This window comes from Mucilaginibacter sp., assembly GCF_965200995.1.
In the GTDB taxonomy this organism is placed as follows: Bacteria; Bacteroidota; Bacteroidia; order Sphingobacteriales; family Sphingobacteriaceae; genus Mucilaginibacter.
This window is the reverse complement of record NZ_OZ241743.1, coordinates 2482164-2494219: the sequence shown is the minus strand read 5'-3', so window position 1 is coordinate 2494219 and position 12056 is coordinate 2482164. Positions and strand designations below refer to the sequence as shown.

The 12056-nt window shown below is 49.4% G+C and carries 13 protein-coding genes; 1 reads left to right on the top strand and 12 read right to left on the bottom strand.

Features of this window, described 5'->3' with window-relative positions:
- Nucleotides 1–88: 88 nt before the first annotated feature.
- The 6 genes from ACY652_RS11735 to ACY652_RS11710 all read right to left on the bottom strand — a co-directional run bounded on the left by ACY652_RS11735 (nt 89) and on the right by ACY652_RS11710 (nt 6419).
- Entirely contained in the window at nt 89–1624 is a 1536-nt protein-coding gene (locus ACY652_RS11735) for a cryptochrome/photolyase family protein (RefSeq protein WP_462264563.1), read from the bottom strand.
- 69 nt (nt 1625–1693) lie between these two features.
- Complete coding sequence (locus ACY652_RS11730; protein WP_462264562.1) at nt 1694–2164, bottom strand: hypothetical protein; 471 nt, start codon at nt 2162–2164, stop codon at nt 1694–1696.
- A gap of 112 nt (nt 2165–2276) precedes the next feature.
- Nucleotides 2277–3851 carry an FAD-dependent oxidoreductase gene (locus ACY652_RS11725; protein ID WP_462264561.1) on the bottom strand — a complete coding sequence of 525 codons (1575 nt, stop codon included), beginning with the start codon at nt 3849–3851 and terminating at the stop codon, nt 2277–2279.
- A gap of 101 nt (nt 3852–3952) precedes the next feature.
- Nucleotides 3953–5143, bottom strand: coding sequence for an amine oxidase (locus ACY652_RS11720; RefSeq protein WP_462264560.1), 1191 nt, complete (start codon nt 5141–5143; stop codon nt 3953–3955).
- Nucleotides 5144–5375: 232 nt separating this feature from the next.
- Entirely contained in the window at nt 5376–5708 is a 333-nt protein-coding gene (locus tag ACY652_RS11715) for a hypothetical protein (RefSeq protein WP_462264559.1), read from the bottom strand.
- A gap of 3 nt (nt 5709–5711) precedes the next feature.
- Nucleotides 5712–6419, bottom strand: a complete 708-nt coding sequence (locus ACY652_RS11710) for a hypothetical protein (protein ID WP_462264558.1) — start codon at nt 6417–6419, stop codon at nt 5712–5714.
- A 99-nt stretch (nt 6420–6518) separates the two neighbouring features.
- On the opposite strand from ACY652_RS11710, the gene ACY652_RS11705 reads away from it, so the two are divergent.
- Nucleotides 6519–6860: a hypothetical protein gene (locus tag ACY652_RS11705; protein WP_462264557.1), complete on the top strand. Its 342-nt coding sequence runs from the start codon at nt 6519–6521 to the stop codon at nt 6858–6860.
- Nucleotides 6861–7015: 155 nt separating this feature from the next.
- Here ACY652_RS11705 and ACY652_RS11700 read toward each other — a convergent pair whose 3' ends face one another.
- The 6 genes from ACY652_RS11700 to lpdA form a co-directional block, all read right to left on the bottom strand.
- Entirely contained in the window at nt 7016–7243 is a 228-nt protein-coding gene (locus tag ACY652_RS11700; protein ID WP_462264556.1) for a hypothetical protein, read from the bottom strand.
- Nucleotides 7244–7311: 68 nt separating this feature from the next.
- The gene (locus ACY652_RS11695; RefSeq protein ID WP_462264555.1) at nt 7312–7677 is read right to left on the bottom strand and encodes a CoA-binding protein; all 366 of its coding nucleotides are present in this window, start codon (nt 7675–7677) and stop codon (nt 7312–7314) included.
- A complete protein-coding gene (locus tag ACY652_RS11690; protein ID WP_462264554.1) occupies nt 7670–8149 on the bottom strand; it encodes a DinB family protein in 480 nt (159 codons plus the stop codon). The genes ACY652_RS11695 and ACY652_RS11690 overlap by 8 nt, the downstream gene beginning before the upstream one ends.
- Entirely contained in the window at nt 8149–9699 is a 1551-nt protein-coding gene (locus ACY652_RS11685) for an NAD(P)/FAD-dependent oxidoreductase (RefSeq protein ID WP_462264553.1), read from the bottom strand. Before ACY652_RS11685 ends, ACY652_RS11690 begins: the two co-directional genes overlap by 1 nt.
- 288 nt (nt 9700–9987) lie before the next feature.
- Entirely contained in the window at nt 9988–10431 is a 444-nt protein-coding gene (locus ACY652_RS11680; RefSeq protein WP_462264552.1) for a sterol desaturase family protein, read from the bottom strand.
- Nucleotides 10432–10493: 62 nt separating this feature from the next.
- A complete protein-coding gene (gene lpdA / locus ACY652_RS11675) occupies nt 10494–11897 on the bottom strand; it encodes a dihydrolipoyl dehydrogenase (protein WP_462264551.1) in 1404 nt (467 codons plus the stop codon).
- Between the last annotated feature and the right edge of the window lie 159 nt (nt 11898–12056).

Genomic DNA, 12056 nt, shown 5'->3' with positions numbered 1-12056 from the left:
ACTATTTCCACTATTACAACTGAAAATTTGCAAAGTGTGCTCGTTTACAGTGAGCCGCTTAATTCTGTCCGGCGTTCGCAACGCCCCTCTACAAATTCTCCAAATCGTCAATATACACCGCTGCCTGCTCGTTTACCGCTTCCAGTTCTTGGCGGGTCATATTGCCCAGGTGCTTGTAGGCCATGCCAATGCGGGGGTTGCCTTTCAGGTGTTGGGCGTTGCGGTCTAAAAAATTCCAGTACAGGCTGTTGAAGGGGCAGGCGCGGTCGCCGTGGCGCTTTTTGTAGTCATAATGGCAGTGCTTGCAGTAGTCGCTCATCTTGTTAATATAGGCAGCGGTAGAGGCATAGGGCTTGGAGGCAATCAGGCCGCCGTCGGCAAACTGGCTCATGCTGCGGGTGTTGGTAATTTCCACCCATTGCAGGGCATCCACATAAACGCCCAGGTACCATTCGTCCACCCCATCCGGATGCAGGCCGGCAATCAATGAGAAATTACCGATCACCATCAGCCGCTGTATATGGTGCGCCCAGGCGTGGTTTAATGATTGGCCGATGCATTTTTGCAGGCAGTTCATCTTGGTTTGCCCGTCCCAGTACCAGTGCGGCACCTTGTTTTCGTGCTTAAAAAAGTTCTTTTGCTCCAGCCCGGGCATTTGCGCCCAGTATACGCCCCGCATAAACTCGCGCCAGCCCATTACCTGCCTCACGTAGCCTTCCACCTGCGCAATGGATATATCTTTCTGGTGCTGCTGCCAGTGCTCCACCACCTTGCCAATCACCTCCGCCGGGGTAATCTGCTTGGAATTGAGCGCGAACGACATGCGCGAATGGTACAAACTGATGTGCTGCTGCAACATCGCATCCTCACAGGTACCAAAGTGCGGTAATAAGTGTTCACAAAAGTATTCCAGCGAACTCACCGCCTCCCGGCGCGACAGCGGCCATTCCAGGCTGGTTTCATCTACCGTACCAAAGTACTTCACCCCCATCCGGTCGATCATCTGCTTCAGGGCCGATACATCGTGGTTGTAGCTGAGCGGCGGCACCAGCGGCACGGCGCCGTCATACTTTTTGCGGTTGTCGGCATCGTAGTTCCATCGTTTGCCGATTGGGTCGTCGCCCTGCATCAGTATACCGGTTTGCTTGCGCATGTGCCGGTAAAAGGATTCCATCAGGTAACTATTCTTACCGCCGAAAAAGTTTTTCACATCATCCCGATAGGTTAAAAAATGCTCCGTATCGGCTACCGAGGTTTCAACGCCCAGGCGGCGGCATATATCTTTCAGTTGCTCGTCCAGCCGGTACTCGTCGGGCAACTGGTATTCAAATTTATCAGTGTGCTGCTCCTTAATGATGCGCTGTAAATTGCGCTCAAAATCCTGTGCGTTCTGCTCATCATCCAGGGCTATATAGATTACCTCGTGTCCCGCTTTTTTAAGCTGATGGGCAAAGTTGCGCATGGCACCGAAAAAGGCCAGTATCTTTTGCACATGGTGCAGCACGTATTCCTGCTCCTGCATTACCTCCATCAACACATAGGTAATATGCGGATTTTGGGTTTTATACCACGAATGATTAAGGTTGAGCTGATCGCCTAAAACAAGGCGCAGGGTATTAGACATATCAGTAACAACAGCGGGGCGGCGTATTGGTTCGTACAATGCCCGATTCAGGCATCGATAAATTTGCACTTATTGCCCCTGATGGATGAAGCTGTACCGGTATACTTTGTGCTTCAGATCATCAGCATAATAAGAGTTTAAATCGCCGGTACGTATCACCAACGAACTGCGGCCTAAAGTAATTACCTGTGCTATGGCAAAAGGCTGATTGTTGCCGGTTTTGCTGGTGGTATCCTTCAGGGGGAGATTCATGTGGAGCTGCATTAAGCTGGTATCATAACTCCAGGTGCCTGAAGCGTCAGGATTATTACACTGGAAACCCGAATAGCTGGCCGCTCCGTCTGCCTTAAAATTTAAAGTTTGAGGATTACCGCCGCAGGAAACGCGGAGCGTATCGGTTGTGGAGGTTTTGTAACGCTGAAATGTAGTTACCTGCAATGAGGCCAGCAGCCAGGGCTGGCTGGTCAGGTTACTGCGGAACGAAGCCTGATCGTCCTTTTTGCAGGAGTTGAACAACAGGGCAAATAACATACTTGCCATTAAAAGCGGGATCAGTAAGGAATGGTGTAATTTACGCACTTTGCAAAAATAAATAATCCCGGCAAACCCTGGTCTGCCGGGATACAATTAGCTTAACGGAAAAAGCCGCCGTTTATTTTTCGGGCACCTTTACCGTTTCCAGATCGCTTACCGCAGGCCCGTTCATTACCTTACCCTCGCAGGTAAACCGCGAACCGTGGCAGGGGCAATCGAATGATTTTTCATCGTTATTCCACTGCACTACGCAGCCCAGGTGCGGGCATACAGCGCTAAAGGCATGATATTGCCCTGTGGTATCGCGGTATACGGCTGTCTTTTTCAGCGTGCCCACAATGGCGGCTTCGTCGGGCTGAATATCGGTAATGGATTTCACATCAGACGGCAACAGGTAATCTACATACTGGCTGCCCACATAGAACATCTCCTTAATGTAATGCGGTGCCGATTTCAGGGTGATGCGGCCCGGATCATAGATTTTTGCCCAGGGATTATCCTTACCGTTTATCAGATCCGGAATCAGGATGGAAGCCAGCGTACCGTGGGTAAGGCCGTTACCCGAATCGCCGGTTACAATGTAGATGTTTTCATCGCCCGGGTTCTTGCCGATAAAGCCCAGATCATCCACCGGCTCCATCACCTGGCCCGACCAGCGGTACACCACCTCCCCTGCCTGCGGAAAATGCTCGTGCAACCATATTTCTAAATTTTTGTAGCGGTCTTCTTCCGGAATATGCTCCCGGTTGGCCTGCCCGGTTTCATGGTCGGCCCCGCCATGTATCAGCAGGTAATTTTCCTCATCATACGGCTGTGTACGCACATAATTGTACGGGTAGCTTGGCCACGTGGAATCCTGGTCGCCGGTATCCCACCAAAGGGCCGGTTCAATGGCCGCTTTAGGCACTTTGGCACCGATTACATAGGAGCGGTAGGCAAACTGCTTGGTATGCATGGTTACCACATCATTAATAGGCGAATTGGTAGCCACCACTACCGACCGGGCCGAAACCGTGAAGCCATTGGCTTTCACCTCTCCTTCCTTTACCTCCGTAACATGCGTTTGGGTGTAGATGGTGCCACCCAGTTTTACAAAAGCTTCGGCCAGCCCGTTCAGGTATTTAAGCGGATGGAACTGCGCCTGTTGCGGAAACATTAGAAAGGGCCCTTGCTGGGTGATGCCCGGCGCGGTATCTGCCATACTGGTGTTAATTCCCGCCTTGTTGGTGGAAGTCAATTCATCTTCCAGCGTTTTAACTTTATCGGTAGGGTGTAAAAACAGATAGCCGTTCAGGCGCACAAAATCACAGTCGATGTTTTCTTCTCTTACTATCTGCTCAATCAGGTCAATCGCAGCGGTGTGGCTTTCGGCAGCATACCTGGCGCCTTCCTCGCCAAAATAACTTTCCAGCTCGGTATAGCGGTCGTCCAGGGCATTGGCCAGGTGGGCGGTGGTGCGGCCGGTTTCGCCGCTGCCTATAGTACCATCTTCCAGTATCACTACCCGGCGGCCTTGCTTTGCCAACCGGTAGCCTATGCTGAGGCCGGCAATGCCGGCACCTACAATGGCTACATCGGCCGTTATGTCCTGGCCTAACGGAGTATATGTTAATGGCGATGTGCTATCCGTCCAGTAAGACAGGTGAGTGCCGGAGGTACGTTGCCCATCGGCGTTGGGTTGCTGATTTTCCATAAGTGGCCGTAATATTGATTGTAAATTTTAAGATCCAGCCCCGGCTTTAAGTTTTGCCTACCTGTACCTGTTTTACAACCACTTGTTTATGGCCTGCTTGTTTATTCCATCAGCGCCGTGCTGTCAGTTTCTACGTTATCCTGGCTAAGTTCGTGCAGCAACTGCCCGGCTTCTATTAAGGCATCGGCATAGGGCTGATGCAGCAGGCGTTCGGTTGGGGCAACCGGCGGCTCGCTTACATCCCACAGGCCCGAGTGGTGCCAGCAGGACAATTCGTTCCAGTCGGGCCGGTCGATGATTGGGTACAGGCAAACGCCCCAAAGCGGCAGCTTTTGCTGTAACATTTCTGCACATTGGCTGGCAATAAACTCTATCCAGTTAGGCCGGTGCGCACCGGAATGACTGGTTTCACTAATGATAAATGGCTTTTGGTACCGGGTATAAGCCGCAGCCAGTAACTCATGCAAGGGCTTCCATCTCGCATCGGGCACTTCATTGAACCAGGGCAAAAATCCCTGCTGCCCGATGATCCACTGATTATTATAATAAAAATTGAAGCCTAAAACATCCACATACTCCGGCTTGCCGCCCAGCTCGGGGCAAATGTTTCCGCACAGCATATCCAGCGACTGGAACTGTAATTCATTCTCAAAATCGGCCTCGTCCAGTTGTCCGGACGTGGGATTAAGCGGCGGTACCATGTTTACCAACGGCTCGGTGGTGAGTATCAGTACGTTTGAATCCACCTCGCGCATGGCGGCTACGCCGACTATAAAGGCTTTCATGAGGTGGTACTTTACGTCCCAGCCCCGGTTATAAAAGTAAGGCGAGGTACCGCAGGTTTCGCCGCCCAGCCAGGCTAAGAAGCTAACTTCGTTGATGGGCGTGATGATCAGGGAGGCATTTTCGTCAAGCGAGCGGTAAAACAGCACGAATGCCTTACAAAGCGCCGCAAAGCGCGGCGTAAAATCCGGGTGCAGGGGATGCAAGTCATCCGGGAACCCAAAATGACAGATATCCCAAACCTGCTGTATGCCCTGCCGCCGGCCAGCCTCAAGCATCAGGGCTACCGTACTCCAGTTGTAGGTATAAGGCGCGGTTTCTACCACGCTCCAGCGTATGCCTTCGCGCACGGTTTTAATACCAAATGGCGCCAGTAAACGGTAATCCTCATTGATATGTTGCAAATGCCCGGTTTGGGTGAGCAGATCGAGCCGCTGCCGGTGACTGTTCAGCTTGTCTGAACATTCATAACCGCCCATCCAGAACGATTGAAAAGGATTAATACACATGTGAACTAAATATCAGGCCCTTTGAACCTGCATATCTGCCGCAAAGAACCGTACGGTAAGTAATTAAAAGTAACTAACAGCGCTTAACCACTATGTTGATGATAGTTAAACGGGTTACGAAAGTATGATTTCTTTAGGACGTTTGCTCACCATCATACAATTACTTATAGGATGCCGAATGCTTTACCAACGGTATGCCTGATAAAAGCACACGCAATGTTGTAACGCAGGCTTATTCCTTCATTTTTTCGAGCCGGCGGTAATTGTAAATGCCAAGGGCAAATAAGCCTACACCGAATAATGCAAGTAAAATTGCAACGCCCCACTTACCGCTGATCTTGTACAGCGCCCATTCAATCGAGGTAAGTGAGATGGTACCGCCCATTACTTCGGCCATGTTAATTTCGTGCCAGCGGTACCAGCCGAGGTAGCACAAACCGGCACCTATAATGAAGGCGAATATCAAACCCGGTAAAGTACTGCGCGAGTATTTGCCATAATACTCATAATCGGCATAAGGGTTGCCAAACTGCAGTTTTCTTTCTTTATGTTCTTCAAAAGCCATAGCTTAATATTTTTTATATAAAGTTCCGTCGCGGTACAAGCTCCATACCATGCCATATTGTACCGGCTGCGTTGCATAAGTAAACATATCTGATTCTTTGGCGGCCGAAATGGAAAAGCCAATGGGCCGGGTTTCATAATCGCTGCCGGCGGTAGGTATGTTATCCCAGGCCTTCATGTTCTTTACATCAGTAACCCGCACTTTTGAGGGATAAAAATATACACTGTCGCCCCTGGTACTGGCTACTTTAAAATAAGTATAATACGTATTGGTACCATCGGTATGGGTAATTTGAAAAATATCTCCCTGGTGCGGATGCAGAATGGCATCCTTTACCAAAGCCTGATTACCTTGCTGCTTATGATCTTTTACTTTAAAAACCAGCAAAGCTATGCCAACCACAGCAGCTATTACTAATGGGTACACCACCAGCCCGCGGTATAACCGCAAAGGTGTTTTCAGGCCCTGCTTCATTTTACGGAAGGCCTGGTCCATGGCATCTGTCCATTTTACCTTGGGGATGTAGTTGCCGCAATGCTCGCACCAGGCAATGGCATACTTGCCTGAAGGTGCTATGGGCCCCAGTTGCCACCTGTATTTTTGCAAAATGCTCATGTGCAGGTAACCATCGGTATGGCATACCGGGCAGGTTACATAAGGAACGGCTTCTGTTTTGTGATGATGCCTGCGTATCTGATAATAGTAAAACATGATGACAAGTCGGTTAAAACATCTTAGCTTTTAACTGTTAACTTATCAAATTGTTCCTCAGCAAAATCTTATTAACGCATTTACAAAAGGAGATTGGTTATGTTTATTGTATGGCGCGGGTATGGCTTTTTAGTCCCCCTGATTGCATTGGTGGTTGTGGCAGTAGTACATCTATTGTTTAATGCTTTGTTTTCTACGGTACAGCCCTGGGGCATATGCCTGGGTTTGGCTGCAGCAGCGGCGGCGTTGTGGTTTACCGGTATCCGGCTCAATTCGCCGCTAAAGAACCGTACAGTGGTTGACAAAGCCACCGGGCAGGAATTTCTGATTACACCCAGCCATTCCTTCTTTTTTATTAAAATACAATACTGGGCTTATATTGCAGCTGCTGTTGCTATTATACTGTTCATCAGTTTATTAACGCATCCTGCACGTGTTTAACAGTGCCGTAACCATGTAATATAACACCTGTTCAAAAGGCGCTCGCTAACCTGCTTGCGTAAGAGCGGCCTTTTTGGCTAACAGGGTTAGCAAGCCTTTTAAACGCTGCTTTAAAGTACGGTAGGTAAGGTTTGGGTAAGGTTAAAGTAATCAAACTAATTAAGCTCCCGTACTACCCAATACTGGTTGGTTTGCAGTAATTGCTGCACATGGCTTTTTTCAAACAGGCCCCTATAGCGCTGGTTGTAAGATAACTTTACCACCTCATTTACCTGTATGATAGTGTACTGCTCAAACTGCAAGGGGCGATGATCTAACCACTTACGTACATCTGCCTGTTTCTTATTAAAGGTGGTTTTGTGTTGAAGTGAAAAAAGAATCAAGGTAGGGAGTCAGGAATCAGGATTCAAAAATATTCCTGACTCCTGACTCCTGACTCTGAAACCTAAATTCAGTATTCTCCCGTAGCCAGCATTACCAGCGTACAGGCGGATACGGTTTCGATGCCGCGCTCGTGGGCCTTACGGCGCAGTTCGGCATTCTCGGTACCGGGGTTAAAGATGATGCGTTTGGGGTGGGTAGCAAGTATATACTCGTACAAAGGCTCCTGGTTACGGGTGCCTACATACAAGGTGATGGTATCAATGTCATCATGAATAGCCTCAGGCTTTTCAATAGGCACACCGGCTACCTCGCCGGTTTTGATGCCTACGTTTACAATAGAATGCCCGGTGCGCACCAAACGGTTGGCTGCCAGGTAAGCGTATCGGCTGCTATCGGGCGTAGCCCCCAGCACTAAAGTTTTTTTATCAGCCATTGAGTTGTCGGTTTAATAAGGCAATCTGGCCGGCATGGTATACCTGGTGCTGCATAAAGCCTTGTATCAATTCCTCATAAGTAGTTACGGGTTCGGTACCACGCTCGTCGTTTACCTTATCGTTCCACTTATTTTCCGGAAAATCGGCTACCGCTCGCTGCAGGTTTACATTGGCCAGCTTTAACTGATTAACCAGTTGGGGCCATTTTTGTTCATCGGGCGCACCGGCTTCGGGCCAGTCGCCACCGGTAGGTTCACCGGCAAACTTGCCGCCCATACGGGCAGTTACCTCCTCTGTCCAGCTCAGCATATGCAGCAATATCTCAATGTTCGTATGCCCTGCTGCAGACGGCCTTTCATAAGCCGACTCGAAAGCTACCGGTTCCAGTATGCTGTAAATGTTATTGCCATACCAGGGCTGGCCCGAAAACAGGTTTTGAAACTGGCCGGACAGTTGAGTTGATGTTGCCATTATTGTAATAGTTTGGCCGCTGCGGCGGCACAGTTGATGCCATCAATAGCAGCAGAAATGATGCCACCTGCATAGCCAGCCCCTTCACCGCAGGGAAATAATCCCTTTACCTGCGGGTGCTGCAATGTTTCGCGGTCGCGCGGCACCTTTACCGGCGATGAAGTACGCGACTCTACCCCAACCAGCAAGGCCTCGTTGGTGTAGTAACCTTTCATCTTACGGCCAAATGCCGGCAACGCTTTGCGTAAGCGTTCAGCAATCCAGCCCGGCAGCACTTCCTTTAATGCTACACTTGCTGTGCCCGGCAGATAAGAGTTGGCCGGTAAATCGGCAGAAATGCGGCCTTCGGCAAAATCAACCATGCGCTGGGCCGGGGCTACCAAGTTACCGCCGCCAGCCGTAAAAGCCGCCCGCTCTATTTCCTGTTGGAAACGCAGCAACTTAAAGGGATCATCATCATTGCCCGGCACGTCCTCTAAATTAACCTGCACCACAGTGCCCGAATTAGCATACGGGTTATTACGTTTGGAGGGGCTCCAGCCATTTACCACGATCTCATCCGGGTCAGTAGCACAAGGTGCGATGATACCGCCGGGGCACATGCAAAAGGAGAATACGCCCCGGTTATCTACCTGCTCTACCAAACTATAGTAAGAAGGCGGCAGGTAAGGCCCGCGATGCTCGCAATGGTACTGGGCCCTATCAATAATTTCCTGCGGATGCTCAATGCGTACCCCTAAAGCAAAAGGCTTGGCTTCGATGAGTATATTTTGCCGGTGCAGCAATTCAAATACATCCCGAGCCGAATGGCCGGTGGCTAAGATTACGGCTTCTGCCTTGAACTCGTTACCTCCGGCAGTTTGCACCCCTTGTATTTTATCAAAGCTTACGTTTAAAGCGGTTACCTTAGTATCGAAATGAATTTCGCCGCCTGCGTTTTGTATAGTTTCGCGCATGGCGGTAATAATCTGCGGCAGTTTGTTGGTACCAATATGCGGACGCGCATCCACCAAAATATCTTCGGTAGCGCCATGCGCCACAAACGCCTGTAACACGTTGTTAATATCTCCTCGCTTGGTAGAACGTGTATACAGTTTGCCATCCGAATAGGTACCGGCACCGCCTTCGCCAAAGCAGTAATTGCTATCGGGGTTTACCAGCCCCTGCTTGTTGATATTAGCCAGATCGCGGCGGCGTTGCTTTACATCTTTACCGCGTTCCAGCACAATGGGCTTCAGCCCCTGCTGCAAACACTGCAATGCCGCAAACAAGCCAGCCGGACCGGCGCCCACAATAATTACAGGCTTCGCTTTTTTTACGGGCGGATATTGCACCGTGAAGTCTTCGGATATGCGCGGCTCGTCTACAAACACTTTCACCTGCATACGGTACACCACATTACGGCCACGGGCATCAATAGAGCGTTTTACAATGTGTAAATCCTGAATGCGCTGAAGCGGAAGGTTGGTTTTGGCAGCGGCCAAGCGTTTTAATACGCCTGTATCTTCATGCTCCTGAGGTGAGCAGACGAGTTCAATTTCTTTGATCATACGAGTTGCCGGGTTTTTATCCCGGATGGGGACAAAGATAAGAAATGTTGAGGGGATGCGTGTTTGTGCTTTTGCTGCTATCCGCTTTATGTGGTTAGTGCTGTATATATGTTGGTACGCCTTTGCCTTGACACAAAAGTACCAACACTTAGCGGAGCGATCTCATGAACGGCAGCGAATAATATCAAGGTTGTGAACGCCCGCTACCTTCCCGAGGAAGGTATAAATAGTTTTCAGCGGGACGATACGCTTGCAAATTATAATGTAAAATCAGCAATACATTACTACTTACTTAAAATACTGCTTCCGGGTAACCAGTAACCCAAACTCTTCTGAGGGAAGCCGCCCGGTGGATTTATGATGAATTTTGTGCGCACGGCGAATGTTAAGCAGATAGCGGTTATAGGTACGGAAGGGCCGCATCCGGCTGTGGATATACCAATCGTGAAAAATGAAGTAGATAACACCATATACGCTGATGCCCGCCCCTATCCAAAAGCGGTAGTCCAATGTTTTGTGGGCAACCCACATCAGCCATATAGACAGGGCTGCAAAGCCTAAACTAAACAGATCATTCCACTCAAACCAGCTTGTTTTACGGTGCTGGTGGTGTGTTTTATGAATAAACCATAACGGTCCGTGAAACAGGTATTTATGTATCGCCCAGGATAATGCCTCCATACCGGCAATAGTAAGTAGTATAATACCTGTATTAATAACAATTTGCATCATGTATTCAAACAACAAAAGCCGGCCTGATTAGTTGCCGGCTTTTGCAATCACTTGAATGTAATCTATATATGTATCGCCCGGTTATCCGTAGCTGCCAATGCGGCTTCGCGGATGGCCTCAGTATAGGTGGGGTGAGCGTGGCTCATGCGCGAGATGTCTTCGGCGCTGGCACGGTACTCCATGGCTACTACGCCCTCGGCAATCATATCAGCCGCACGCGGGCCAATCATGTGGATGCCTAAAACCTCATCGGTGGTACTGTCGGCTAACACTTTCACAAAGCCATCCGTATCCATACTGGCGCGGGCGCGGCCGCTGGCCTTGAACGGGAAGGAACCTGCCTTATATTTCACACCTTTCTCTTTCAACTGCTCCTCCGTATAACCTACGCTGGCAACTTCGGGCCAGGTGTACACCACACCCGGTATCAAATTGTAATTGATGTGCGGTTTCTGGCCGGCAATATGCTCGGCCACAAAGGTGCCTTCATCTTCGGCCTTATGGGCCAGCATGGCGCCTCGCACCACATCGCCAATGGCGTATACGCCCTTAACGCTGGTTTCCAGGTGCTCATCCACCGCAATCTTTTTGCCGCGGTCTTCTACTTGTAAACCAATATTTTCCAGCCCTAAGCTATCGGTATAAGCTACGCGGCCTACGGCTACCAGGCAGTAATCGCCTTTCAGTTCCTTATGCTCGCCTTTTGGGGTATCAAAGGTTACGGTTACCTCGTCGCCTTCGGCTTTGGCACCGGTTACCTTGTGGCCCAGGTAAAATTCCATGCCGATTTTTTGTAAGGTCTTTTGCAGTTCTTTACCCAGCTGCTTATCCATCGTCGGGATAATAGAATCCATAAATTCAACTACCGACACCTTGGCACCCAAACGGGCATACACCGAACCCAATTCTAAACCAATTACCCCGCCGCCAATCAAAATCAGGTGCTTAGGCACTTCGGTAAGTTCCAATGCTTCGGTTGAAGTAATTACCCGCTTCTTATCCAGCTGAATAAAGGGCAGGCTTGACGGCTTGGAACCGGTAGCAATGATTACATTTTTTGTGGTTAGCGTTTCCTCGCTGCCATCTTCTTTTTTAACAATGATGGTATTTTTATCCTTGAAAGAGCCAATGCCCTGGTAAGCATCGATTTTATTTTTTTTGAACAGAAATGCGATACCGCCGGTGGTTTGCGCCACCACTTCATTTTTGCGCTTGATCATCTGCCCGAAATCTACCTGCAGGTTATCCAGGCTGATGCCATGCGTTTTAAAGGTATGCGCTGCATTATGATAATGCTCCGAAGAATCCAGCAATGCCTTTGACGGAATACAGCCTACATTAAGGCAGGTGCCGCCGAAAGTGCCGTATTTTTCGATACAAGCGGTTTTTAAACCCAGCTGGGCACAGCGGATAGCGGCCACATAGCCGCCCGGGCCCGAACCGATAACAATTACATCATATTGCATAATATATAGCGTATTTGGTTGGTGCGCAAAGGTAAGCAATATTCATGCGAAAGGATAATTCTTGTGTGATTACAGTGTAAAGGCTGAGCTTGCATAGTTCACAGGTTTAGTAGCCTCGCTGTTTCGGCCGCAGGTACAATTTTCTATTAAAAAAGAATC